We start from the raw sequence: 24659 nt of genomic DNA, 5'->3' as shown, positions 1-24659 counted from the left end.
TAAGATATCGCTTAGTAAAACGAGTTACCGTGTCTCAATATTTTTATTTATTGGCCTTCAGACACGCATACCGTCTGTCATTGAATTGGACAAAATCTAGTTAGACCTTTTGCACTAAGGCGAGCACTTCAGATAACTTTAGTTTTGGGAAAACGAAGTAGATTGCCTATTGACCGGAGAAGGGGCCATATGTGTTATGCTGCATTTAGCAACATATATGATTTAACGAACAATGACAGCTCTTTATCTGCTTCAGCTTCTTTTTGAAGCTCGGCTAGTGCTGCTTCACGTAAAGCTTGCGAAGATGTTCTAAAACAAGCATCAATAGTACGTTTGAGTTCTTCAATTTTAACCTGTCTCTTTTCTAGAAGGTCAGGCCTGTTCAGGTTAAGGTCATTTATTGTCAAATCTCCTCGTTCACTCCCATTCTTTGAGAATAAATAGGTTCCATAAGCTACGAGATGCTGCTCAGGGTCTTCATTATATGGGTTTATGTAGGGAGTATCTTCATGATATTTATCTGATTTTGAGTTGTTACATTTTGGACATGCGTAGCCAAGGTTTTCCCAAACAAACATTAGTTCAGGGTATTTATCTTCGGCTTTTGGTTTGATGTGCTCCACATGAGCAAAATCGATATGAGAAATTTTGCACTCACAATACATACATTTATCATTGCTTGCGTCTTTTAATGCGGCCTTATTATCAGGATGCTTGTAGTTGTTCGCTGCAAGGGCTGCTGGGTTTGGGCAATTTGGGCGAAATAATCTAATCACTATTTTCCCTCCATGAATTTTTCAATAGCTTGAGGGAGTAACTTTTCAAGGCCGATCTCAGCCAAATCTTGACGCATTAATGTAAAGACCTGTGGGTCAGCAGAACTAGACTCATATTTTTTATTAATCGAATTTAGTTTATCTTCTACCCATATAGGCATTGTGAAAGACACGCCTAAAATTTCATCAAGCACTTCAATAGCATTCTTCGCTTGATGATGCAAATCAAGTTGATGTGAATCAACTTTACCAACCGAATTATGCTTTAACGCATATACTGCGGAGTCTTTAACAGAACCAACAACTAAAGGGCTATGAGTTGATACAATAAATCTCGCATTCGGAAAAGCATTTACTAGATCAGGCAAGACTTTTCTTTGCATTATAGGATGTAAATGGTTTTCAATTTCATCAATAATCACTGTAAAGTCAGACTTATCTTTAGTTGAAAACATGTAGATTTGCCAAGCTATATCTATTAAGGCGCTAATACCACCAGAAGCTGTTTCCAATACAAACTCATCATTACCTCCGTTACAAACAAAAACCACCTCCATGTTTCGAATTTCGATTTCTTCAAACCCAATACTTGCTGGTAGTATTTTTCTTAAAACCTTTTGAAATCCTTCAAAATTTTGTATTTGCTCGTCATCTGAAGGCATGATCGCCTTGTTAGCGTTATGAACGCCATAGCCTTGAATTACCCAGCCTATCAGGGTATTTTTCATGAAAAAGCTACTAGGTTGTCCTCCATTCCCCTGATATCTTTGCATATTACTTTGAGAAACTTCCTGAAAGGCATTTTGCTTATTTTTCTTGGTGGTTGGAATACTTCCTACTTGTTGGTATTTAAAAATGGGTCTATGCGAAGGTATATAAAAAGAATGAAGATTTTGTTGTTGCTGAATCTGGACATGGTATTGCGCTGAATTACCGTTGTTCACTACTAACGGAGAATTCGCATTGTTAGAGTATGTAATTCTTCCAATAGAGTTATTGCTCCCTTTATCTGCACCGGAAAAAAAGCGAAAGAAATATTTAACTATTCCTGTGCTAGATTCTGTCTTAGGTGTAGCTAATGAAACGCTACTCCAGCCACAATGCTTAGCTAAAATATTTAGAATGGTTGTTTTTCCACTACCATTACCGCCAGTCAATATCGTTACTCGATCATGAAATTCGATATCAACCTCTTGAAATTGTTGCCATTCGTTTAAACATACTTTCTTAATATACATGCGATTCCTTATTCATGCAGCATAACAGTTTATTAGATCCCAATAGTGGGGTAATTCCCCCCCACACTTTGGGATTTTTTGCGCGTCCGCCGGACACTTGGACTTAGCATAAGCGCATGTTTTTGAATAGAGTATAATTATACATCCCAAAATCACGAACGAGAAAATACGACGAAGTGGGGTATTTTCTACACACCTCACGATTGGTATTAGAAAATCTATCGATAATTATCGGGATGAGATGGAGCAGTTAGCTTTCGCTAGCAAGAAAAGGGGCATTTTTGATTTTGACTGATTTGTGCAACAGGCCGTTGCACAATTAGAAGATTGGACTTATTGCAGAATTTGCAACAACTGAGGTTTTCCTCGAAACCTTAGTTATTGATACTAGAAAAGGATGTATCCGAGTGTTAAGCCCACAACCATTATAATGATACTGGTTAATGTCATATTGTTGTCGACCCATTCATCAAGCTTACTCATTCGCAGTTCCTCTTTCTTTGCTAATCATGTCAAAACCATGTTCAACACCATAAATTACCTCACGTAAGAGTGCCTTATTTGGTGAGTTCAAATTAGCAATGACTCGACCAATTTCATTGCCCAAGTCACAAAACTCAATATCACCATCTGGAAGGCTATCAAGTGCTAACTTGAGGTTTGAAAGAAAAATATCAGGGTTCAGCAAATCTGAACTAGGTTCATCGAAAACCTCATTTCGGTTAGCCATGAAATCATCTGTAACCCGTTCTCCCCCGTCGGCGAAGGATATCCAATCAGGTTTTGTTTCGCTCTTTGCAAGCAAATCACTGTGGATATGATAAGGAGTCATCCCTTCTAGCAGTTCTTTTTCGGTCAACTTTTTCTTGTTCATCGCATACAACCTGACAGGATATTTAGATTAGTTGCAGTATAGCAAAATCAGCTAGACTGCCGTTAAAACGAATGCGCTGAAACAAACTTTGGGGCACAGGTAAGTTATCACGCAAATTGCGTGACGCAGCCTGCGTGATGGGTTTGTAACGCGAAATGGGGCAGAAACGATTTACGATCCTGGCCCATTACACTTTGAACGTGAGAGCGCGTTACTTGATTGGTGTCACAACCGAATTTTCATCTAACAGCTCTTGCTGTAGGTCAAACACCCTAAAGCGAAGCCTCGCATTTTCAGCCTCTAGCTGTTTTCGGGCCTCAACTGCATTGTTTCGTTGCACCCTGTATTTATCCTTAAGCTCATTAGCTTTTTTTAATTCGTGCTTTAGCCTATCAAGCTCAGATAACGGGACATCCAGCTCAATATCTAAACCTGTCGTCATCGCCTTATCGCGGTTGAGGTTGTATTCGTCGATAACAGGTTTAGCGTAAGCCACGAACTCTTTGAACTTATGGACATAGCTATTGCCAAGCTGGGCTTCATTATTGATTCGGTTTAACGTGAGCTTCCCCGTCGGCTTAACGTGAAGCGGCTTACCATCTAATAAGCGCTGAAATGCATTGACAAGCAACCCCTCGACCTTACAGGTTGCCTTATACTCTACTTTCATGACCACACCGCCTTAATGCCATCATTGAAGTTATCAAAAGGAATGTTGTGCTTGACTAGAGTTGGTTCAATAGACTGAATCTTCTTTTTTCTGGCATCCAAAATCAACTCATTGGCATAATCACCCATGTCATTGATTACCCTGAATGAAGCTATGAGGTTGTCCCGCTCTCTTGAAAGCCTTTTGGCTGCTTTATCAGTGATAATCTTATGCTCACAGGGGGCTTCAACAATGTCCATCAGTGAGCAAAGGCGTTCACAATTGCGGTTGGTGCAGTATCCCCCTGTAGGCAGCAACACAATGGATTTGTCACCAGACCGTACCAAAGCGAGCAATTCACTGCGGGACATAACTATTTCTTCACCCTGTGCTAGTCGCTCGGCTTTAGTTTGAGCTATGCGCTCGCCTTCAGCACCACTTAAGGTATCTGATACGTTGTAAATCTCATCCCATGCATCGACCGCTGAACTTTCAATGGCTTCCTCAAAATCACTCATTAACTGAGTATCCATCAACATCTGGTTGGTACGCGCCAGTTCGGAATAGTTCGCGTACCAATTGGACATATTTATATTGCGATGTTTGAGCTGATATTTCACAGTTAGTGCGTTGCCTAGGCGGTTCTTTACCATAAAGACTACAAAACTTCGCCGTAAATCATGCGGGCTAAGCTTCGGTAAAGCGCCTCCAACGTTTAAACATCCAGTTCTTTCTGGATTTAAAAGGTCAAATTCATCAACGTCCTCTGCGGTCGCAGTAATGTTGAACTCTTTCATATTCAATGCATCACTAGCCCCTTCAATCGTATATTTTAGTGACGTTTTATTCATTAAACCGTCACTGGCATAAGGGATCTCGGGAGAAATAAAGGCACTCTCAAGGTCTTTTTTCTTAGCATTATATTGATCTTTAGTTAACTGTCCGTTTTGATAACCGTCATCCAGTTTTTTTAACGAATACTTTCTCGTGGCTTGCGTGGCATCAAAAGCTAGATCCAGTGCTAGTTTTGCAATAGGAGCAGTATTCCACGTTGTATAAATCTTCTCGCCCTTATTTCCTTTTGTAGAAAACCCAGAGATTTTGGGTACAGCCGCAAGTGAATCATCATAGCTATCTTTATTCATGGAGAGCAGTTCTTCTTTTCGGGCAGCAGAGAATAACCCCAAGCAGATAAAGCACATTCTGAGCAATCTACCCAACCAATTTCCCTTGCGGTTAAATGAGAAATTTGGAATAGCTGTTCGTTCAGGCCATTCCTTAGTTACTCTATGTACCTTCATTAATAAAGTATTCATTTGCCTCGTTGTAAGGGTACTCATGCCTAGCGCTTTAAGCTCAGCATTGAATATTTCGTCCTGATACGTGTAAAGCTTTTCCATTGCTTCCGAAATTTGATAGCGATATGGGTGATAGGTTTCCACAAACTCAACAACGATCTTTAAAATACTGACGTAGATAACCTCAGGAAATGCAATTGCTTGACCGTCACCAGCATCAGGTTTTACCCAATTGATATACTCTCGTTTATGTACATAACGCGTTACAAGACCTACTTTATTCAGTGCATTAATAATAGAAGCAAGGTGTCTGCACACACTTAGACAGCCAACGCCTTCTAATTTCCTTGTGCACTTTTTCCATTCTCGTTCGCTCGAGAGTAAACTAAACTCACTCTTTCCCCAGCGTGTTGCCAGGGTGTTTAACTTATTTCTGTAATTTATTAACGAGCTAACCGCTACATGTGAATCAGAGCTTGAGTTCTTCTTTTGCCATTGCATCAGTGCATAGAGGTAAGACTGAATATCGTGGCGGTACTTTTCATTAATATGCCCAAAAGAGAATGTTTTTTTGTTTTGGTTCAGGGCGTGAAAGTCCCACTCTAAATCAAAGACACGAGACACGCCATTATCGTCAGTGTCAAACGTCACATACGGATTTTCAGCTAGTTCTTGGCGAAGATGTATAAGCTGTTCTGACATAAATTACCACTTAAAAAATTGGCTAGCGCTGGCTCGGTCTTGGTAAAGCGGGTGGTAATCTCCGTCATCCACTTTTTGTTTTGCTTGAACGTAGTTTTTAGGTGCTTTTTGTTTCAGCCTGAGAAGGACTTTTTTTAACATGCCTTCCACCACGAAGTACTCATCCTTAGGTACCGAATTACTTGCCAGCATCTCTTTGAGGTCTTCAATTTTTTCTAAAAATGACAGCATTAACCAGATATCATCTTCTGATGCCACCAATTTATGGCTGCCACAATCAAAGCAAGAAAGAAAATCCGTACAACGCCCTGTATCTTCCGAAAAATCAATACCCAATTGCTTCATGCGCCTCGCCTCAGCAATAAGCTTCTCTGGTGTTGCCCCTGCGCATTTGATGCCACTGGGTGTTGTCATTAATGGTTGTTTTTTGCTTGCACGGTTACGTAAATTCTTATAATCATAATCTGACAAAATATCGCTGTGCATCACCTTTGCATTCTCAATAGCTTTACCAACCTTCTCTCCCTTGGCAATAGCACTCATCGCGCCAAACGTAGCATTTAAATTATTATTATGGTCTGCCTTAACCCCACTGGAATACTTTTTACGAACAACATTTACAGTATTGTTCAGCCCCTGTGACACAAGGAAAATATCCTCAGTCACTTGCATCAGCACATCCGCCTTTGTCGCCCTGAATCGACTTGTAGTAACCTTTAACCCTATTATTTTCTCAAGCTGTGAATTGATGCAACCAATACCCGTACCATTGATATTGAAAGTCCAGACCTCACCATTCGCACTAAAGAAAGGGCAGAGTGGCAGCTCATTTGACAGCGGGATACCCAGTGATTGGTACATCAAATTAGATGTTTTAAGCCATCGAGTAATCAACTCTTTGGTTCGCTTACTAAAACCACAACTATTATCCAAATCTTTATAGCCTGCCCTGAACTTTTCACCGTCAAAAACAAAGCGCCCACTGCCAATATTTTTAAATGAAACGTCCTTATGTCGCACCTTAGCGAGTACCGATGTATTCATACCTGTCAGCATTGAGAACACGAAAAACCAATTGCGTGATGCCTGATTATAAAAAACCTGTTGATGAAGTCGCTCAAGTGGCAGTCGGCTCCTCTCTATTGTTCCTGCCACCGGTCTCATACACGAATTAAAGCCTAATCTCTTATTTGCAACTTGCTGCTTTGTCCATCCCTGACTCTTTGCTTGGTCATAAAACAGATCTTCATCAAAGAACGGATGAATATCTAGTAACTCATTTTTCTCAATCGCTTCCTGAAAGGCATGCGCACCTTTAACCAATACTTTCGATAATGGTTTCAGCTCTGTTTCCAAATGAAACGCTTTACTAGCCGAAGCATGTCTAGGTGCTATTTCTGGCAGTGCATTAAGGTCGGATTCTCTACCCCAAAGCCTTAAGAAAATAGATAAGCTACTTTTAACATTTTGGACTTTATATACCTGCTGACCTTTATCACGCAATTGATTAAAATGCTTAATGCAATCAATCATGACTGTATTACTGAAAAGGTCACCGTGATAACCAATGCTGTCAACGTATCGGAAGTAATCAACAAGCCCAGAAAAATAAGTTCGCTTTGAGTGTTCTTCAGGTAAGAGAGTAAACCTTTGATGAATTTCCTTGACGATATCATCCCGATTAGCCAATACACCATTTCCTGATTTAATTTGTTTCACTGTCGGAACGTTAAGATAGCGCAAGCGGTAAGTAAAAGATTTATTTCCATTGCCGCAGAAAATCACCATATCGTCAAAGCGTAATGGAATAATGGGTGTACTAGTCTTCTTTAACGTAATTTTGGTGCGTTTTCGTCCTTGAATCATAAAGAATCCTCTAAATCATCAAAAGCGCCAATATAGTCCAGAACGTCCTCGTAGATTTCATCGGCGGAGGGCATATCCTGTGCTATTTTCAGGTACTCTATCGTCGTCGCTCTATCTTCATGACCAAGCAACGCTGACACCCTATCCAATGCCTCATCAGGTGTGATTGACGGGTTGCCATACTCATCCTTTTTATTTAAAAGGTGTCGGAAGATATTCACGGCAAACGTCGAGCGTAAATTATGTATGGAGCCAACAATCGGGAGGTCAAGACCTTGAGTTAGATTCGCAGTATTACGTATTTCGATCCAGCGGCCAGTGAAGTCTTGTAGCCGCGTAAACATAGGTTTCCCAGACTGGGTAATAAATAGGTACTCAAGCTCAGGATTAATCGCATCGTCACCCTCAAAAAAATGCGTGTTACCTGCCTGCTCCCTGCACCATGCCTTAAATTTCTCAAGGCGCTTTCGATACCTGTCAGACTGCGAGTAATCGTAAAGCATCTTCATCAATTTGGCAGGGATAATGGTAACGCGGCTTTTATTCTTTTCTGCGAAACCCTCAGCCGTCTTTGTGAGTGATTGGTACTTATCACCAACACCCAAATCCATCACAGGCCTTTTGAACACTTCTTCGCCATCCTGAATCATGGTTTCGGGGTTAACTATCTGCCCTAAATGAAGGCTTGCAGCTTCCTCACGGCGTAACCCCGTATAACGGCAAATCATTGGGTGCAGACAAAACTCAATCGGCAGTGAATGCAGTTTATTATTCTCGCAATGACGAACCACCCTACGGGATTTCATCAATATGGTTTGTAGGATGTTCCATTCATTATTGGTAAACGGTTTTAGGTCACGGCGTAGGTTGCTGAGACTTGTACCGCCACTGCGAGATGACTTAGCAAACTTAATCCGCATATCCGTCGTGTGCACCTGCTTACGTTGGTAAGCTTTCATACTGGATGCAGACGCCTCGAAATGGATATTCACTGTCTCAAACTGGAAGGGAGGATTATTAAAACGGATGCCTTGGCGAAGACAGTGTTTATAGAAACCCACGACACTGCTCATATATTGCCTAGCCGTAGTTTTAGCCAATATACCCTCAATAGCGAGTTGCTTTATGCCATCCCGATATTGATAGGTTAATCGCTCCTGTTTATTGCGAGGAAAAGTATTCCATTCTGGGCGAGGGTCATCATAGATAGGGTCAAAGTACTCTTCATCGTATTCAGCATCCCACTCTACCTGCTTGTCTAAGACAAAACTGAAGTAATGGGCAAGCCCCTGTGCATCGGTTCCAAGCTCAAGCACACCATCATCGATTGCTTTCGACAACAAAAACTCATTGACCATGTCTAATGGTTGGTATCTGATTAGGTTGTTTTTGTCGCCATACCAAACAATATGGAGTAAAGGGAGTTTCTTGATGGGGATCTTATTGCCATTGGTACGGTATGTAACCTGAGGTTCACCATTCTCATCAATGGACACCAATGGTTTCTCGTAAACGAAGTTCGAGATAGTCGAAATTTCTACTTCTTTTCGTATGACCTTTTTCTGATTTATATCGTTATCTGACATAGAAAACCCCACACTGTACATACAAACAGCATATACAGCATTCTCAACTTTGAAAGTTAATTATGAGGTTTTAGTCTATCAGGTAAGTTTTGGATGTGGTCTTCCCAGTTCACCACGTCAATTTCGTACACCACTTTATTACGCACGCTTTCGCCTGCAGCGTGCATAGCCGATTTTGAACCGGTAATGAGTGGATGCCACTCAGGTAGACCTTCACCATTGGCCATCAAGCGGTAAGCGCAGGTATGAGGTAACCATTGAAAATCTTCGATGTCTTCACGAGTGAGCTTGGTGCACTCTTCATCATAATTGAAGCGGTTTGGGTAATCTTTACATGAGCAAGTTTTACTATTCAGTAAGCTACACGCCACATTGGTGTAGTAAATCTCATCGGTATCCTCATCCATAAGTTTATGTAGGCAACATTTACCACACCCATCGCACAGAGATTCCCACTCTTGCTCACTCATTTGCTCTAGGGTTTTCGTTTGCCAGAATTGTTCGCTCATAGACTCAGTACTTCAGTGTTTTTAATCGTGTCAGCTTTTAAGTTTAGCTTTTGTTGTAAGGGTGCGATTTATACTCTTGTCACTGTCAAAGTGCAAGTCTCAAACTGCTCACCATGTTCTATGCTTACTACGTATCCAGCTCTATTAAGGAGAGAACATGGGCATTATTTCTTGGATTATTCTTGGTTTGATTGCTGGCGCACTCGCCAAATGGTTAATGCCGGGTAAAGATGGTGGTGGTTGGATAGCCACTATGTTGCTTGGTATTGCGGGGGCATTTGTTGGTGGTTTCTTAGGTGGCTTACTAGGCTTTGGTGGTGCTGATGGCATCAACATTGGCAGCATTGTTACCGCTACCCTTGGTGCATTCGTACTGCTGTTTGTCTATAACCGATTCTTGAAGGGCTAGGGGTAGCCTCTTCCAATTTCAACAAAAATCATGATAATAGCCCCCTTTGTTTTCTGGGGGCTATTATTATGGAATGTCGATTAGGATGCGGCGCATGCTGCATTGCACCAAGTATTTCTTCTGCCATTCCTGGTATGCCAAAAGGAAAACCTGCTGGTGTCCGCTGCATTCAACTCAACGACGAAAACTTGTGTAAGTTGTTTGGTAAGCCAGAACGTCCTAAGGTTTGCCACGAGTTTAAACCTTGCCCAGTAGTGTGTGGTACTACCAACAAACAAGCGATAGATAATATCACTGAGCTAGAGCAGCTAACCTAACTCTCGCAAGTAGAGGTAGATAGTATCTCTTGAAATACCCAGTTGATTAGCGACGGTTAACACTGCATCTTTGATCTTGAAGATACCCAAGCCATGTAGCCTTGTGACCACCTCACGGTTACGCTTTGATGGTGAAATCGCATCGTTGCTCCACACCTCTTCTTTCACCGTATCAATGGTACTTTCAATGGTCTCATCAATATTACGTGCGAACGTTTCTGGTGATGGGGTTTCATTACAGCAATCACCGTTTGGTGGCAAGATAGCGCGTAAAAACGAATGTACTGGTGCGCCCATATCTACGTTGATACACAATAAACCAATCGGCTTATTCTTTGGGTTTCTAACGATAGTAGTAATAGAGTGCAAGGTCTTCCCGCAGTTCGTCTTAGTTAAATAAGAGTCGGAAACATCCTTGCCCTCTTTCAGCTTCATTAACGCTAAGTTAGTGATGGGCGCGCCTTCGTCTCGTTCGGTAACATGACCATTAGCAATCTTTATTATCTTAGGTAGCTCGGCATCTAAGCTATGCAATACTACTTCGGTGTATTCACCATACATTCGAGCGATACCGTCGACGACGTTTCTCATAGAGTTCAAGATATCGAGGTCGCTTTTGGTCAGTTTTTTAAGTTCCAACGTGCCTTACCTTAGCGTTTAAATGATTTTACGCTGACATAATATCGATAATTGATTTATCGGTATATGCCATGCCTAAACTTACCATAGAGCCAACGTTTTTAATGGTTTGCTCTACTTCTTGGCCTACTATACCTTGATTTTGAACTGAATGGTTATTCATCGCCATCAAATAAGAGCGTACAGCAGTGGTTGATGAGGTACATACTTTCATTGCACAAGACGATTTGGCACCATCACATACCATGCCTGAGCTATCACTGATGACATTCTGAATCGCAAAACAAGATTGTTCAAAGCTACCACCCGCTAGGTAAACCAACGCCATCGCCGCCGCGGCACTGGTTACCGTGTTACCACAAAATGCAGACAACGGAGGGTAATGAGATTTAATGTAGATAGCACCAAGATGGCTCATGATAAGTGCGCGAGCTAACTGATCTTCTGAGCTATTTAATACTTCTGCTGCCACCACAACTGGCATCGTCGCAGCAATACCTTGGTTACCGCTACCAAAGTTACTCATTGCAGGTAATGTTGCGCCACCCATACGTGCATCGGAAGCTGCTGATGTCATCATTTGAATACGGCTCATCAGGTCATTACCCAATAGGCCTTGCTCGATGTTCGTTTTCAGCGTGCGGCCAATTTCCAAGCCATAGGCATGAACAATCCCTTCTTGAGCTAACTGAGTATTCAGCTCAGCCGCTTGTAAGATAAAGCGGATGTCTTCAAACTCCGCTTGCATCGCGAAGTCATAAATCTCTTTGATTGAAATGTTTACGCCTTCACAAACAGACGCCGTTGCTACACGTTGATCCTGAGCGGCTTCAAAAATCACTTCACCATTAAGCGTTTTATTGATCACATTTGTATGACCGCCACTGATAGTGATGCTTACTGTATCGTCACCAGCAGTCATGGTCACGCTGCAGTAGATAAACTCTTGAGTATCAATGCGTGATACCGTCACGCGGTCTTGGTCAATCAGAGCTTGTGCAGCGGCAACATCTTGTGCATTGATTTTCGCCAGCACTTCGAGTTCTGCCTCAGGATTCCCTGCCAAAGCACCCACCGCCGACGCGATCTTTAAGCCGACTTTTCCTGTTCCCGGTACATAAACTCCCATCGAGTTTTTGTACAGGTTGTCTGACACTCGCACTTCAATACGGTCAGGGGTTTTGTTCCCAAGTTCTTTACTCGCTACTGCTGCCGCATAAGCAGCAGCAATGGGTTCGGTACATCCCAAAGCAGGTTTAACGACTTGCTTAATGATTTGGATATATTGTTGCCACTGCTGTTTCATGATCAAACTCCGTGCTTACGCTTTACAAGCGATCGCTTCAACTTCAATTAGTACACCAAGCGGCAGATCTTTTACTGCAAAGCAGCTGCGCGCTGGGCAATCTGTTTTGAAAAACTCTGCATACACCTTGTTAAACTCAGCAAAGTCTTCAATGTTCGCTAGGTAGCATGTCGTTTTCAGTACGCTTTCGATGCTGCCACCGCCAGCTTCTAATACATTTTTCAAGTTCTCTAATGACTGATGGCTTTGCGCTGTAATGCCACCTTCAACCACTTTCCCCGTTTCACTATTTACCGGTAACTGACCTGACGTAAAAATAAACTCGCCAAATGACGTGCCGTGAGAGTAAGGGCCAATCGCAGCTGGAGCTTTCTCTGAATTGATCACTTTTCTCATCATTTCCTCACATATATTTTAGTTATTTATCTACAATTGCGTAACACAACAACGTGCCACACCTGCATTCTTTCAACTTTATTCGAGGATAACAACCTACACAGATCACAAAAACGATCCATTTCTCATCAAAATTTGAAAAATATCGCCAAGTTCTCAAATTTATATGAACTCAGATTAATTTGATTGATCAATTAAATTCTCTCAACTAGATTTGAGAAAAATTCATAACTACACGAGAAAATACAAATGAGCGTGAATGTACCTACAGAGAACCTCCCTCTAGGCAAAGAGCCGCCGCACATCAAAGCAGGCATGAGCGAGCAAGAGTGGAAACAAGCAATCAAATTAGACAGCACTGACTGGGGCTGGGTAATTATGAGTATTGGTATGGCAATTGGTGCCGGTATCGTATTCTTACCTGTGAAAGTCGGTGTGCTCGGCTTATGGGTATTCTTAGCTTCGGCTGTTATCGGCTACCCTGCGATGTACCTTTTCCAACGTCTTTTCATCAACACTCTTTCTACATCACCAAAATGCCAAGATTACGCGGGCGTTATTTCAGGCTACCTAGGCAACAAGTGGGGCGCTCTACTCGGCGTGCTTTACTTTGTCATGCTAGTAATTTGGGTATTTGTTTACTCCACTGCAATCAACAATGACTCTGCATCATTCCTGCAAAGCTTTGGGGTAACCGAAGGCTTATTGTCTGAAAACCCATTCTATGGCCTAGCGTTAGTCGTCGCGTTGGTGGCAATCGCTTCTCGCGGTGAAAAGATCCTATTTAAGATCAGTACCGGTCTTGTGCTGACTAAGTTGTTCACCGTTGCACTGCTTGGTTTCATGATGGTTGAGAAATGGGACTTTGCAAATGTTGGCGCTATTCCAGAAACGGGTGCTGGCCTAAAAGATGCGATTGAACTACTGCCATTTACACTAACTTCAATCTTATTTATTCAAAGCTTGAGCCCAATGGTTATCTCATACCGCTCTCGCGAAAAATCTATCGAAGTAGCGCGCTTCAAAGCAATGCGTGCAATGAAGATTGCTTTCGGCATCCTGTTTGTAACCGTATTCTTCTACGCGATTTCTTTCACTCTAGCAATGTCACATGAGCAAGCAGTGAAAGCAGCTGAAGAGAACATTTCTGCACTAGCGATGGTTGCTCAAGGTATGGACGGTGCAACGCTGAAACTACTGAGCCTAATGCTAAACATCTTCTCAGTAATGACAGCATTCTTCGGCGTTTACTTAGGTTTCCGCGACTCTTGCCAAGGCCTAGCAATGCTAGCACTTAAGAAAGTGATGCCAGAAGAAAGCATCAACAAAGATCTAGTGACTAAAGGTATTATCCTATTCGCAATTCTAATGTCTTGGGGCGCAATTGTACTGAACCTTCCAGTACTAAGCTTCACGTCAGTGTGTAGCCCTATCTTCGGTCTAATTGGCTGTTTGATCCCAGCGTACCTAGTGTACCAAGTGCCATCTCTACATAAGTTTAAAGGCGCTTCACTCTACCTAATCATTGCGACAGGTATTCTACTTTGTATCTCTCCATTCGTAGCGTTTAGCTAATCGAGTTTATGCTCCTGTACCCCCGTGCAGGATAATAAAAAGCCCGCTATCACTAGCGGGCTTCTTCGTATTGATTACCAAATCTTCATAACGTTAACCGTTGCACTGCTACCATCAGTCGCCTGATCAACCACTTCCAGTACAATGCCATAATGCGGCGTTAAGCGGCCAGTCGCTGGTCTGGTCGGGTTCGAGTAATCTTCCCAATCCGCAAACTGTGGGTTCGCGACTACATATGGGTCTGTTAATACTCGACCTTGTTTGTCCACCATGGTAATTGGTGTTCCTACCGCGGTATTAAAGGCAGCATCACGAACTTGATAGCGCGAAGTCGCTGGTATACCGTCATCCCACACCTGTGGGTTTCTATCGGCATCCACCACACCCAACCAACCTTCTCCCGGATGGCCAGATACACCGTTATCTGTGTGCGAAGTATCCACATACCAAAGTACCAAGCCCGGGTCAAAACTCATAATGTGCTGATTACGGTTAATATGCGCTAAACCTTTATCGACACCTTTATGCTGACGCCACTCAGCTAAGTAGTAATGCTCATAATCAAATGACCCATCATTAAGCACCATACCTGCAAAAGTGAGCTCTGGTTCTACAGTTTCCCCATTGAAGTAAGCCACTTCTTGACCATCAGCTACGATGCGAACCTCATCGAACCAAAAACCATTTTGAATATAGCCACCATCGGTTAAATAGTTAAAACTGATCGTTACGTTTTGACCGGCAAAAGCACTCAAGTCAAAGCTCGCATCTACCCAATCTGCCGATGTTCCAGTAAAGCCGATACCATAGCCAATTGCATGTGGATCATGAGTAGTCGTGATGTTTCCTGCTATTGGTGTTCCATTTACCAAAACGCGGCCAAAATCAAAATCAGATTCGATGTCGTACTTAACCTTAAAGTTTAAAGTCGCACTAGCGGCATTCGGAATTTGCACCGTCACATTCAGGTTAGTGTTTAGGTTATCACCTCGCTGCGAGTAGAATGACTGAGTCCCAATAACATCCGACAACGTGACTTTCTTAGGCGGCAAATTGATACGAAGGTAATCATGGTTACCCCCTTTTCCTGCCGCTTGGTCTAGCTTCACCACTTGTGGCTGACTATTAAGCGCAGCAAATTCTAGCACCTCACCATGAAGCCAATTGCCCCCTAGAGAGTTTTGCAGGAATTGTCTTGCCCATGGACTAAACCCTGTCGGCTCAGTTCCCGGGATCAGCCCAGCCCAAGAACCCGACGACATGATAGACCAATATGACACTGGCTCTCCGGGAACACTGTTCCATTCGTCTTCACCATAAACGGTGTCGTATTCATCGGGTAAACCTAAATCATGACCATATTCGTGCGCAGCAACACCGGCAGCAGCATCGATTGGCTGAATTGTATAATCGTACGCAGCAAGTTGACCGCCCCAATTAGGAATTGGTGTAGATGTACCGTTAATAGGGAATACACCACCCAGATTCCAACGGTGAGACCAAATCGCATCAGAGCCTAAATGACCGCCACCTGCTTCTTGACCGACCGCTGAGTGGAAGATCATGATGTGGTCGATAAGGCCATCAGGTTCGCGCAGGTTTCCATCACCGTCAATATCGTAACGATCTTCTAAATCGTAATCGGACAAATCAACGTTTGGATCAGCCGCTGCAGCGAGCAGGGCTTCGCGAACTAAATCACGTGCGTTCACATCTCGGGCAGAGCCTTGTTGTGCCCCATAAAACGCAGCGGGATGTTTGGCCTGATACCAACCGCCAACACCACCGATTTGCGTATATGAACCACCCGACTGCTGCTCATAAAACTGCACCATAGAGATAAGATTCTCGCCATTGCTCCCTACGTAACCAGCGCGGTTAAATAGCATGTCTTGATAATGGCTCGGCGCGTAATCCTCATAATAATTTGAGGTTTCTTCAGGGGTAACTTTATTCGCTGGGTAATCGGGAAACTCAATCAAAATAGCGAGTATCTTGTCTTGAGTGACTGGGCCATTCCATTGCTGGTTTGAATCCGGCAAAGCGTACGGCGCAGCAACTTGCTGCTGTGGTTGGCTTTCCATCAAAGAAAGTAAGCGCTGATTGCGCTTTTCTTCTAAGTTGGCCAATTGCCCTTTTTCTGGCAACTGGGTATGAGTCATCGCAAGGTACTGATGTAAGGCTTTAACCGCCTCTGTTTCATTTGCCTGTGCTGGAATAACTCCTGTTTTCTTGAGCATCATAATCATACGATCTTGGTTAATGACGCCAAAATCCACGTGAGGATGCTGTTTTGGTGCTGCCATAGCGCTCGCACCGATGCTACCCAGTAATACTGACGTTAAAACGGTCGCTAATTTAAGGGTAAAGGTTCTTCCTTGTTTCTTCATTTATTAACCTTTCTGTAAATATTTATTATTTAAAATATAAATTAAACACAAAAGAAAATATAAGACCGCATACTTTATAAATTCCAATTTCATTTATTTTGATAAACTAATTGAAACTATTTGTCTAATATCAAGTCAATAAAAATCACTGTTAATCGCGTAAACAACGCTTGCACACAAAACAAACAAAAACTTACAACAATCTCAATAAAAACAACAACATACATCAGATTTAAAATTCAATATTATTATAAAAATCAAATATGTATAGCCGATTATATCGTAATATCCGTTCTTGAACCCATTTCAAACTATCAACATAATTCGATTTATGTTAATAATATTAATAGATAAAACTATTATTATTCTAATAAAAAATAAGCCCATTGCTAGGATGGGCTTATTTATAAAAAGATATTTAATAAGACACTAAATCTTATGTCTACCAAGTAAAGAATGTGATAACGTCGTGCCGTCCACCAGCTCTAGTTCCCCACCAACAGGAACACCATGAGCAATACGACTTGCCTCTACTTGGTGCTCATGACAAAGCTCTGCAATATAGTGCGCTGTCGCTTCGCCTTCTACGGTTGGGTTAGTGGCAAGAATCACTTCTTTAACATCGCCTCGACGTAAACGGTAGTCCAACACATCCAAGCCAATATCACTAGGGCCAATGCCATCTAACGGCGACAAGTGCCCCATAAGAACGAAATAACGCCCTGAATACTGGCCCGTCGCTTCGACTGCCGCGATATCTGCTGGGCTTTCGACCACACAAATTTGCCCATTTTCCTGACGCTTAGGGTTGGTACAAATATGACACGTTTCTTCTTCAGTAAACGTTCGGCATTCGTTGCAGTGGCCTATCTCTGTCATTGCTTGACTCAGAGCATCCGCCAATTGCAAACCGCCTTTTCTATCCCGCTGTAACAAATGAAAGGCCATACGCTGCGCCGACTTGGGGCCAACCCCAGGTAGACAACGTAAGGCCTCCATCAATTGCTCCAGCATATGACTGGTGCGCATTTACTAACCTTATCGATTAGAACGGCATTTTCATACCTGGTGGTAATTGCATACCGCCAGTTACGCCAGCCATCTTCTCTTTTTGAGTTTCTTCAACACGACGAGCTGCATCGTTAAATGCTGCTGCGATTAGGTCTTCTAGCATCTCTTTGTCGTCTTCCATCAAGCTCTCATCGATCTCAACGCGACGCACGCTGTGGCTACCAGTGATAGTCACTTTAACTAGGCCAGCACCAGACTCGCCAGTTACTTCCATATTAGCGATTTCTTCTTGAAGCTTTTGCATACGCTCTTGCATTTGCTGGGCTTGCTTCATTAGGTTGCCCATTCCGCCTTTACCAAACATGTTTATCTCTCTGGGTTAGCTTGTTTCGTTATTAGATGGGGTCGAAAGTCGCGCTTTCAACCCCCATGATTCTTTATCTATTTGTGTTAGACCGGTCTAACACTGTCTTTATCTAGCTCAGCGGCGAATCGTGTCTCGATAAATTTAATATTGTCATCAGACTCTAAACTATCAAACGCTTGTTGAAGCTTGCCTTGGTACAAGGCTTCGCGCAGCTCTAACGGAGATTGACCACTCTCACCTACTTCGACACTCAAATGGCACTCTTCGTTCAATGCCGTATTCAGCGCTTGCAGTAATTCACTTTGCGCACGGTCAGTATTTAAGTGCGCTTGCTGCGGACGCAGCGTCAGTAAAATAGACGAGCCATTTTTCTGATAATGAGAGTTAAGTGCAAGCTGCTCGGTTAACTTCGCCGTCTCTAAACGGGCGATCAATGCTGCCCATTCATTTTGTACGACTGATTCATCCGCCAACTTTTGCGCCATTTCTGGCGTTTTTTCATGCTCTAGCGCCTGTTTAATTTGCGTAGGCGTAAGCTCTTTCTTTTTCTTCTGCGTTTGTGGTGAAGAAGGTTTCCAGCGATACGCTTGATCTTGTTCTTCAACAGGTGGGGCACTTGGCAAACCGTTGCTTAATGGCGACACCTGCGCTGAACCTGCGTGTTTTTGAGCAACACGGTCAAGTACAGACTCTTTTTTATTTGCAGATGTCGCATTAGGCTTTTTTACCGATGAGCCAGATACAGACGATGCTTGATTACCCGTCAGACCATTACGCTGCGAACGCAATTGATGGCGTAAACCACCAGCTCGTGAAGCGGGTTGGGCAGGCGAAGCTTGAGTTGTTGGCCTTGCCACGGGTTGTGATTGCGGCGGCACTGGTGCTTGTTGCGGCGACATATCATTGGCAGGCATACTTGCCGGATGAACCGCATCATACTGGTCACTGTAATGTTCTGGCGGTGGCGCTAAATCATACTCAGGCGCAGATGGCGGCACTGACACTGGTGCGGCAGGCGCTCTCTGTGGTGTACTTGAGGCATTGGCCATCACTTCTTGCTTAGCCGGCGTTGGTTGCGCAGGTTTAGCAACTGGTTCTGGCGTGGTCACTGGCGAAGCCACTTGCTGTGGAGCGCTGACTTCGGTAGAAATGATGTTCGCCGATGCCGTCGTCGCTGGCCTAAAGGCCATCATGCGCAAAACAACCATCTCAAGCCCAACTCTTTCAGAAGGCGCGAGTGGTAAATCTTGGCGGCCTTTCAAGGCAATTTGGTAATAAAGCTGAACGTCTTGTGGTTGTAACGCTCGGCTTAATAATTCAATCTTTTCCGCATCCGGCTGCCCTTTATCAAGCGTACTTGGCAGTGCCTGATACATGGCGATTCGATGTAATTGACTCGCTAATTGCTGTAATAACCCATCCCAATCGACACCATTTTGTGCCAACTGATTAACGGCTTCGATCGCAATCTTCGGCTGCTTTTGACTGATCGCTTCCAGCATGTGAATCGCATGATCTGTATCCAGCGTACCGAGCATATGAGAGACCAGTTCAGTTTGAACTTGGCCATTGCCGAGAGCAATTGCTTGGTCGGTAAGGCTCAGTGCATCACGCATACTGCCATCAGCAGCATGAGCAATCATGCCTAATGCGCGTTGCTCAAAGCCCATGCTTTCAGCATTAAGGATCGTTTCGAGTTGCTGATGAATATCATCAACACTGATCGGCTTAAGATGGAACTGTAAGCAACGAGATAATATCGTTACTGGCAGTTTTTGCGGGTCAGTTGTCGCTAATAAAAATTTCACATACTCAGGCGGCTCTTCTAACGTTTTCAGCAAAGCGTTAAAACTGTGGCGCGACAGCATGTGAACTTCATCGATTAGGTAAACTTTAAAGCGACCGCGTGCAGGTTTGTACTGCACGTTGTCTAAAAGCTCACGAGTATCTTCAACTTTAGTGCGAGATGCCGCATCGATTTCTAATAGATCAACAAAGCGACCTTCATCAATCTCTTTACAGGTATCACACTCACCACAAGGGTTAGCAGTAATACCCGTTTCGCAGTTGAGTCCTTTCGCAAATAATCGACCAATAGAGGTTTTACCCACACCACGAGTACCACTGAATAGATAAGCATGGTGCAGTCGATTCTGCTCTAAGGCATTTTCAAGGGCTGTTAAAACGTGGGCTTGGCCAACTACTTCTTTAAACTTAGTTGGTCGCCATTTTCGCGCTAAGGCAAGATAACTCATGAACCGTTCCGATTAGTGACCTTCAAACTCACAGATGCTGTAAACATTCAGGCCTAGTTTTTCTAGACGCTTGTCACCACCAATTTCAGGTAGGTTGATAACAAATGCAGCATGCTCAACTTCGCCACCAAGTTTACGAATTAGCTGAGTCGTCGCTTCAATCGTACCGCCAGTTGCCAGTAGGTCATCAACTACAAGAACTTTATCGCCTTCTGAAATAGCGTCTACGTGGATTTCTAGCGTGTCAGTGCCGTACTCTAGCTCGTAGCTTTGAGCGACAGTCTCACGAGGAAGTTTGCCCGGTTTACGTACAGGTACGAAGCCAAGACCTAGCTCAAGAGCAAGTGGCGCACCAAACAAGAAACCACGCGCTTCAGTACCAACGATTTTGGTGAAGCCCATGTCTTTGTATTTTTCTACCAATAATTGAATGGTTGCTTGGTAGGCTTTTGGGTCTTCCATCAAGCTAGTTACATCACGGAAAAGGATGCCTGGTTTTGGATAGTCTTGAATGCTTTTAATGCTTGCTTTGATCTGTGAGATTGTTTCAGTCGTCATAATTTCTTTCTTAAGATTGGCTGCGCAGTCGTATCGATTACGGCTAATGTGGCGCAGATAAGGATTGTTCACACTCCCCACTCTGCTTTTGAGACTATTAGCCTGCCAGCAATCTAGGGGCGAAAAAACAAACGCCCACTTACAATAAAGCGGGCACACTTCTTACCAATCTTAGTGATTTTCTTCTTGCTCAGCAAGGCGCTCTATCACAGGTAAACGAATAAACCAGCTCAGAAGCACCACCAGCATGACGACTAGCATAATCTTTAACCAAAAATGCGGGACGATGTAGATTGAGAAGCTAAAACTCGCCACCATCGCAATAGCACCACGCGCTTTCACTTTACGGGTCACAGCTCGGTGTTGGTGCCAGTTATCGATGATAGGTCCGAACGTTTTATGCTCCAGTAACCATTGATTAAAGCGGGGGCTGCTGCGCATAAAGCAAGCGCTAGCAAGCAGTACAAATGGTGTTGTCGGCAGCACAGGTAAAAATATGCCGAGGAATCCAAGCAATAAACTCAGGCTGCCCACTATGTTTAGGGCTATACGACGAATGGTAATGGTGTGCTCCAGTCTTAAAAGTTCGCGTAGCCATTTAGCACACGAAGCCAAGTTATGATTGCCGGTAACATTGGGATGAGTAAAACCAAAATGAATCCCAAAAAGTAGAAGATATTATAAGGTTCTTTGAATTCGTTGTCTGTCATGTTTGCTTGCCTCACTGTAATGAAATATTGCAGCCCAATAAGGTGGGTGCTGCTTTGTTAGTATGCTCAAACTATAGTCGATTCAGAGCTTCACAAACACGGAGTAAAAGTGAGGATAACCCCGTTTCTATCAGTGACCAGTTGATGACAGCAAACAAAAAAGCAGCCTTGCGGCTGCTTTCTACATCTTTAGTCATTTAGTGTTTTTTCTTCTGCAGCTCCAAGCTAAAGCTACTAGTACCGATCCGGCTTAAGCTAATATTACTGGCCTGAGTAATCGCTAACCCATCGACAATTGAATTTTGACGGCATTGCTCGCCAAGAGACACACCACCATCAATATGCTGCGCATAGGTCTCGCTGCTAAAATTGGCGTCTAATCCTGCAGGCAAAATTGAAATCGTCCCTTCGGCTAAATCAGCTACACCAAATAAGGCATTAACCGGCGCTGCACAATCTGAACATTCAATGCCTTTTTCAATCAACTCGGCAAGATCTTTGAGCTCTGCATTAAACGATTTTAGGTTTCGTAAGTAGTCATGGAACAGTGCTCGGATCAACAACGTGGTCGCCGCGCCATTCTCAGCTTGGGAATCCACTAAGTAAAAAGCAAACTGACCATTGATTAACCACGCGTAATCAAAAACGAGCGGCATCACTTCTGTCGATTGTAATAAGCGATAGGTGCATTTCCAATCGCCTTGCGAAGTATCTTTTTCTGGCAATAGAGCGTGAAGCAGATCTTTGGCGGCGCTCGGGTTTTGTTGAAGATAATCTAAGTGCCAATGCAATTCTTGCTCTTCTGGCATATCACCACTCTCAACCCTAAACCACTGACTAGAGAAATCGCGCTGATCGCTCATGTGGTTATCGGAGTCTTCTAACGTGTTTTCAATGGCCTCAGAAAGGTGTTCGAACTTACTGATCGGCTTAGTCAGAAAATCTTTAATCCCATAACGCAGTGCTTTGGCAACGTCTGAAATTTCCTCGGTCGCTGATACGACGATCAATGGTAAAGATGGGTACTCTAAACTCACTTCTTCAACAAACTCGATGCCATTCATTACTGGCATTGCGAGATCACACAAAATCACATCAGGCTCAAAATCACGTAACAGGCGCAACCCTTCTAACCCATCTTCTGCTTGAAGTACTTCATATCCCTGGCTCACAAGAAAAGCATCAGTGATACGACGAAAAATCGGATCATCGTCTACTAACATAATACGTTTCTTATGCGCTGAAACATGCTCAGCAGGAACAATTTGAGCATCAATAATCTTATGCATAAAAGCCTCACACAACCTGAAAACTGGAGATTCGTTATTTAGTTTTTTATAGTTATTGAATAATTTATTCGGCAAGCCAACCTAAATATAGTAGCTAACCAGATTTATAGAAAGCGACGCTGGGAGAATGTTTCTACAGAAATAGTTAACTTGTACGCTGCCACTTTTTGCATGTACGAAATGTGAAAGATCGCATTACTTGTTGATGTGACTCAATCTTTAGCGCACATTAAGGATATAGATTAATGACAATTCGTAAATATATGTGTCTGAAACATGAAATTAGATGATCTAAACCTATTTCGACTCGTTGTCGAAAATGGGAGTTACACAGCAACATCACGCAAGACCATGATCCCTGTTGCAACCATTACGAGACGAATCCAAGCCTTAGAAGACTCACTAAACCTAAGGTTATTGAACCGTCATGCGCGTAAACTCTCTTTGACAGAAGCGGGAGAAAGATTCTACAACGAATGTTCACCACTACTGCAAAGACTCTCTTCAGCCGCGGAAGAAATTTCCGACGAATGTCGCGGCGCTGCGGGTAAGATTCGCATTTCATCTCCATCAAACCTGACCAAGCGTATGATGATGCCGATGTTCAATGAGTTTATGATGCAGTACCCAGACATCAACATTGAACTGACTACCAGTAATCATGCTGACCAGCTTGACCCAACAGAATGGGATGTCATTTTCCGCGTCGGCCCTCAACGAGATTCTAGCTTAATTGCACGCAAAATCAGCTCAGTAAAAGATATCTTAGTTGCGAGCCCAGACTATTTGAAAATCTACCCAGCACCGACTCATGCAGAGGAGCTGCACAACCACTCACTACTTAAAGGTCATCCATTACTGAAATGGCAACTTATGAATGAAAGTGGTGAAACAGTCATCAATAATGACAAAGGCCGTTTTCAAGCTAACGCTTTAAATGTTGTTCGTAGTGCATGTTCTGATGGGTTGGGTATTACGTTGATGCCGGATGTTATGATCCGCGAATTTATCGAAGATGGCAGTTTGATACAGGTACTACAAGATTGGAGCGCAAACCCGCGTGATATCTACATGCTGTACAACCATAAGGACCACCTACCTGAAAAGGTGCGTTTGTTCATCGACTTTGTGATTGCTTATAACATCCACTAATTTTCACATCGTCTCTTTCCCTACAAATGTGTTTGTATAAACGGTTGGCTTTAAGCCAACCGTTTTCTATTTCACCCTATTTAAAGAAACTCAACAAACTTCGACAAATCTCTTTCCGGCACTTTTAGCGGGGTACAGCCCGGAGTTCCAAGGTAGAGAAAACCGACAATTTGATCCTCCCCTTCCAGACCAAACGCCTGTTGTACCTTGTCATGAAACATCCATTTTCCTGAACGCCAAAAACCTTGAAAGCCTTGAGCTACCGCAGCCATTTGCATCGCATGTGCCGCACAGCCCGCTGAGATATGCTGCTCAATCGCAGGCACTTTTTCATGGGGTGTCACTTTGGCAATCACAGTAATTACCATCGGCGCTCGAAAAGGGGCATTGCTGACCTTTTCTATCACTTGAGGATCACTGCTATCCGCCTTTGCAGCAGATACAAGAATGTCGGCCAATTTTTGCAATCCCTCGCCTTGAGAGATAACAAACCGCCAAGGGGTTAATCCAGCATGATCTGGGGCTCTCAGACCAGCGCGAATAATGTTTTCGAGTACTTTACCCTCTGGCGCAGGGGCAGAAAGCTTACCAATAGAACGACGGTTAAGGAGTAGATCTAACGCATCCATGGCGATTCCTTTTTAATTTTATTAATTCATTTTGTTGAGCAATTGTTATCTATTGATAATAAACGCCTATTGGGATTTGGTACAGTTCGGAGTATGTCATTAAACACTCGGTTTCGATTGAGGCAGGCATAAAAAAAGCTGACGTGATAACGTCAGCT

General features: G+C 43.2%; 23 protein-coding genes. 4 read left to right on the top strand and 19 right to left on the bottom strand.

The window, feature by feature from the left end:
* Positions 1 to 194: 194 nt before the first annotated feature.
* The 8 genes from OH461_RS01995 to OH461_RS01960 all read right to left on the bottom strand — a co-directional run bounded on the left by OH461_RS01995 (position 195) and on the right by OH461_RS01960 (position 9498).
* Positions 195 to 776 carry an HNH endonuclease gene (locus tag OH461_RS01995; protein WP_270018967.1) on the bottom strand — a complete coding sequence of 194 codons (582 nt, stop codon included), beginning with the start codon at positions 774 to 776 and terminating at the stop codon, positions 195 to 197.
* A complete protein-coding gene (locus OH461_RS01990) occupies positions 776 to 2014 on the bottom strand; it encodes an AAA family ATPase (protein WP_270018966.1) in 1239 nt (412 codons plus the stop codon). Before OH461_RS01990 ends, OH461_RS01995 begins: the two co-directional genes overlap by 1 nt.
* A gap of 475 nt (positions 2015 to 2489) precedes the next feature.
* The gene (locus OH461_RS01985; RefSeq protein ID WP_270018965.1) at positions 2490 to 2888 is read right to left on the bottom strand and encodes a hypothetical protein; all 399 of its coding nucleotides are present in this window, start codon (positions 2886 to 2888) and stop codon (positions 2490 to 2492) included.
* Between the two features lie 211 nt (positions 2889 to 3099).
* The gene (locus OH461_RS01980; protein ID WP_176312977.1) at positions 3100 to 3558 is read right to left on the bottom strand and encodes a hypothetical protein; all 459 of its coding nucleotides are present in this window, start codon (positions 3556 to 3558) and stop codon (positions 3100 to 3102) included.
* Positions 3555 to 5537: a hypothetical protein gene (locus tag OH461_RS01975; RefSeq protein WP_270018964.1), complete on the bottom strand. Its 1983-nt coding sequence runs from the start codon at positions 5535 to 5537 to the stop codon at positions 3555 to 3557. The genes OH461_RS01980 and OH461_RS01975 overlap by 4 nt, the downstream gene beginning before the upstream one ends.
* Before the next feature lie 3 nt (positions 5538 to 5540).
* Positions 5541 to 7403: a hypothetical protein gene (locus tag OH461_RS01970; protein ID WP_270018963.1), complete on the bottom strand. Its 1863-nt coding sequence runs from the start codon at positions 7401 to 7403 to the stop codon at positions 5541 to 5543.
* Positions 7400 to 8989 carry a site-specific integrase gene (locus OH461_RS01965; protein ID WP_270019838.1) on the bottom strand — a complete coding sequence of 530 codons (1590 nt, stop codon included), beginning with the start codon at positions 8987 to 8989 and terminating at the stop codon, positions 7400 to 7402. The genes OH461_RS01970 and OH461_RS01965 overlap by 4 nt, the downstream gene beginning before the upstream one ends.
* A gap of 56 nt (positions 8990 to 9045) precedes the next feature.
* The gene (locus OH461_RS01960) at positions 9046 to 9498 is read right to left on the bottom strand and encodes a YcgN family cysteine cluster protein (protein WP_270018962.1); all 453 of its coding nucleotides are present in this window, start codon (positions 9496 to 9498) and stop codon (positions 9046 to 9048) included.
* Between the two features lie 157 nt (positions 9499 to 9655).
* Between OH461_RS01960 and OH461_RS01955 the strand changes: the two genes are divergently transcribed.
* Together OH461_RS01955 and OH461_RS01950 are read left to right on the top strand one after the other, a co-directional pair.
* Complete coding sequence (locus OH461_RS01955; RefSeq protein WP_270018961.1) at positions 9656 to 9907, top strand: GlsB/YeaQ/YmgE family stress response membrane protein; 252 nt, start codon at positions 9656 to 9658, stop codon at positions 9905 to 9907.
* A 68-nt stretch (positions 9908 to 9975) separates the two neighbouring features.
* Positions 9976 to 10224 carry a YkgJ family cysteine cluster protein gene (locus OH461_RS01950; RefSeq protein WP_270018960.1) on the top strand — a complete coding sequence of 83 codons (249 nt, stop codon included), beginning with the start codon at positions 9976 to 9978 and terminating at the stop codon, positions 10222 to 10224.
* On the opposite strand, the gene OH461_RS01945 is transcribed toward OH461_RS01950, so the two are convergent.
* The 3 genes from OH461_RS01945 to OH461_RS01935 are packed head-to-tail and all read right to left on the bottom strand — an operon-like array spanning position 10216 to position 12565.
* Positions 10216 to 10863 carry a helix-turn-helix transcriptional regulator gene (locus OH461_RS01945; RefSeq protein WP_270018959.1) on the bottom strand — a complete coding sequence of 216 codons (648 nt, stop codon included), beginning with the start codon at positions 10861 to 10863 and terminating at the stop codon, positions 10216 to 10218. The genes OH461_RS01950 and OH461_RS01945 overlap by 9 nt on opposite strands.
* Before the next feature lie 28 nt (positions 10864 to 10891).
* Positions 10892 to 12169: an L-cysteine desulfidase family protein gene (locus OH461_RS01940; RefSeq protein WP_270018958.1), complete on the bottom strand. Its 1278-nt coding sequence runs from the start codon at positions 12167 to 12169 to the stop codon at positions 10892 to 10894.
* A 15-nt stretch (positions 12170 to 12184) separates the two neighbouring features.
* Complete coding sequence (locus OH461_RS01935; protein ID WP_270019837.1) at positions 12185 to 12565, bottom strand: RidA family protein; 381 nt, start codon at positions 12563 to 12565, stop codon at positions 12185 to 12187.
* 315 nt (positions 12566 to 12880) lie between these two features.
* On the opposite strand from OH461_RS01935, the gene OH461_RS01930 reads away from it, so the two are divergent.
* Positions 12881 to 14140, top strand: coding sequence for an amino acid permease (locus OH461_RS01930; protein ID WP_260259178.1), 1260 nt, complete (start codon positions 12881 to 12883; stop codon positions 14138 to 14140).
* 74 nt (positions 14141 to 14214) lie between these two features.
* Here OH461_RS01930 and OH461_RS01925 read toward each other — a convergent pair whose 3' ends face one another.
* The 7 genes from OH461_RS01925 to OH461_RS01895 form a co-directional block, all read right to left on the bottom strand.
* Positions 14215 to 16530: an immune inhibitor A domain-containing protein gene (locus OH461_RS01925; protein ID WP_270018957.1), complete on the bottom strand. Its 2316-nt coding sequence runs from the start codon at positions 16528 to 16530 to the stop codon at positions 14215 to 14217.
* Positions 16531 to 16959: 429 nt separating this feature from the next.
* Positions 16960 to 17559 (bottom strand): recombination mediator RecR, encoded by a 600-nt coding sequence (recR, locus tag OH461_RS01920; protein ID WP_260258897.1) that lies wholly within the window; start codon positions 17557 to 17559, stop codon positions 16960 to 16962.
* A gap of 16 nt (positions 17560 to 17575) precedes the next feature.
* Positions 17576 to 17905 carry a YbaB/EbfC family nucleoid-associated protein gene (locus OH461_RS01915; protein WP_006959389.1) on the bottom strand — a complete coding sequence of 110 codons (330 nt, stop codon included), beginning with the start codon at positions 17903 to 17905 and terminating at the stop codon, positions 17576 to 17578.
* 86 nt (positions 17906 to 17991) lie between these two features.
* Positions 17992 to 20163 carry a DNA polymerase III subunit gamma/tau gene (gene dnaX, locus OH461_RS01910; RefSeq protein WP_270018956.1) on the bottom strand — a complete coding sequence of 724 codons (2172 nt, stop codon included), beginning with the start codon at positions 20161 to 20163 and terminating at the stop codon, positions 17992 to 17994.
* Positions 20164 to 20175: 12 nt separating this feature from the next.
* Entirely contained in the window at positions 20176 to 20721 is a 546-nt protein-coding gene (gene apt, locus OH461_RS01905; protein ID WP_260259179.1) for an adenine phosphoribosyltransferase, read from the bottom strand.
* A 171-nt stretch (positions 20722 to 20892) separates the two neighbouring features.
* The gene (locus OH461_RS01900; protein ID WP_270019836.1) at positions 20893 to 21297 is read right to left on the bottom strand and encodes a YbaN family protein; all 405 of its coding nucleotides are present in this window, start codon (positions 21295 to 21297) and stop codon (positions 20893 to 20895) included.
* 331 nt (positions 21298 to 21628) lie between these two features.
* On the bottom strand, positions 21629 to 22720 hold the full coding sequence (locus OH461_RS01895; protein WP_270018955.1) for a response regulator: 1092 nt from the start codon (positions 22718 to 22720) through the stop codon (positions 21629 to 21631).
* Between the two features lie 276 nt (positions 22721 to 22996).
* Here OH461_RS01895 and OH461_RS01890 point away from each other — a divergent pair, with 276 nt between their 5' ends.
* Entirely contained in the window at positions 22997 to 23872 is an 876-nt protein-coding gene (locus OH461_RS01890) for a LysR family transcriptional regulator (protein WP_270018954.1), read from the top strand.
* An 80-nt stretch (positions 23873 to 23952) separates the two neighbouring features.
* Here OH461_RS01890 and OH461_RS01885 read toward each other — a convergent pair whose 3' ends face one another.
* Positions 23953 to 24501, bottom strand: coding sequence for an NAD(P)H nitroreductase (locus OH461_RS01885; RefSeq protein WP_270018953.1), 549 nt, complete (start codon positions 24499 to 24501; stop codon positions 23953 to 23955).
* Positions 24502 to 24659: the final 158 nt, after the last annotated feature.

The sequence above is a fragment of the Vibrio sp. LaRot3 genome, assembly GCF_027587025.1.
In the GTDB taxonomy this organism is placed as follows: domain Bacteria; phylum Pseudomonadota; class Gammaproteobacteria; order Enterobacterales; family Vibrionaceae; genus Vibrio.
This window is presented reverse-complemented; position numbering and strand designations above follow the sequence as displayed.

What these genes read in the sequence shown, in the direction of transcription:
- dnaX (WP_270018956.1), bottom strand. Translation starts at nt 20,163, where the DNA reads ATGAGTTATCTTGCCTTAGCGCGAAAATGGCGACCAACTAAGTTTAAA.
- OH461_RS01985 (WP_270018965.1), bottom strand. Translation starts at nt 2,888, where the DNA reads ATGAACAAGAAAAAGTTGACCGAAAAAGAACTGCTAGAAGGGATGACT.
- OH461_RS01935 (WP_270019837.1), bottom strand. Translation starts at nt 12,565, where the DNA reads ATGAGAAAAGTGATCAATTCAGAGAAAGCTCCAGCTGCGATTGGCCCT.
- OH461_RS01950 (WP_270018960.1), top strand. Translation starts at nt 9,976, where the DNA reads ATGGAATGTCGATTAGGATGCGGCGCATGCTGCATTGCACCAAGTATT.
- OH461_RS01890 (WP_270018954.1), top strand. Translation starts at nt 22,997, where the DNA reads ATGAAATTAGATGATCTAAACCTATTTCGACTCGTTGTCGAAAATGGG.
- recR (WP_260258897.1), bottom strand. Translation starts at nt 17,559, where the DNA reads ATGCGCACCAGTCATATGCTGGAGCAATTGATGGAGGCCTTACGTTGT.
- OH461_RS01980 (WP_176312977.1), bottom strand. Translation starts at nt 3,558, where the DNA reads ATGAAAGTAGAGTATAAGGCAACCTGTAAGGTCGAGGGGTTGCTTGTC.
- OH461_RS01915 (WP_006959389.1), bottom strand. Translation starts at nt 17,905, where the DNA reads ATGTTTGGTAAAGGCGGAATGGGCAACCTAATGAAGCAAGCCCAGCAA.
- OH461_RS01955 (WP_270018961.1), top strand. Translation starts at nt 9,656, where the DNA reads ATGGGCATTATTTCTTGGATTATTCTTGGTTTGATTGCTGGCGCACTC.
- OH461_RS01975 (WP_270018964.1), bottom strand. Translation starts at nt 5,537, where the DNA reads ATGTCAGAACAGCTTATACATCTTCGCCAAGAACTAGCTGAAAATCCG.
- OH461_RS01930 (WP_260259178.1), top strand. Translation starts at nt 12,881, where the DNA reads ATGAGCGAGCAAGAGTGGAAACAAGCAATCAAATTAGACAGCACTGAC.
- OH461_RS01970 (WP_270018963.1), bottom strand. Translation starts at nt 7,403, where the DNA reads ATGATTCAAGGACGAAAACGCACCAAAATTACGTTAAAGAAGACTAGT.
- OH461_RS01990 (WP_270018966.1), bottom strand. Translation starts at nt 2,014, where the DNA reads ATGTATATTAAGAAAGTATGTTTAAACGAATGGCAACAATTTCAAGAG.
- OH461_RS01960 (WP_270018962.1), bottom strand. Translation starts at nt 9,498, where the DNA reads ATGAGCGAACAATTCTGGCAAACGAAAACCCTAGAGCAAATGAGTGAG.
- OH461_RS01940 (WP_270018958.1), bottom strand. Translation starts at nt 12,169, where the DNA reads ATGAAACAGCAGTGGCAACAATATATCCAAATCATTAAGCAAGTCGTT.
- OH461_RS01925 (WP_270018957.1), bottom strand. Translation starts at nt 16,530, where the DNA reads ATGAAGAAACAAGGAAGAACCTTTACCCTTAAATTAGCGACCGTTTTA.
- OH461_RS01965 (WP_270019838.1), bottom strand. Translation starts at nt 8,989, where the DNA reads ATGTCAGATAACGATATAAATCAGAAAAAGGTCATACGAAAAGAAGTA.
- OH461_RS01885 (WP_270018953.1), bottom strand. Translation starts at nt 24,501, where the DNA reads ATGGATGCGTTAGATCTACTCCTTAACCGTCGTTCTATTGGTAAGCTT.
- apt (WP_260259179.1), bottom strand. Translation starts at nt 20,721, where the DNA reads ATGACGACTGAAACAATCTCACAGATCAAAGCAAGCATTAAAAGCATT.
- OH461_RS01895 (WP_270018955.1), bottom strand. Translation starts at nt 22,720, where the DNA reads ATGCATAAGATTATTGATGCTCAAATTGTTCCTGCTGAGCATGTTTCA.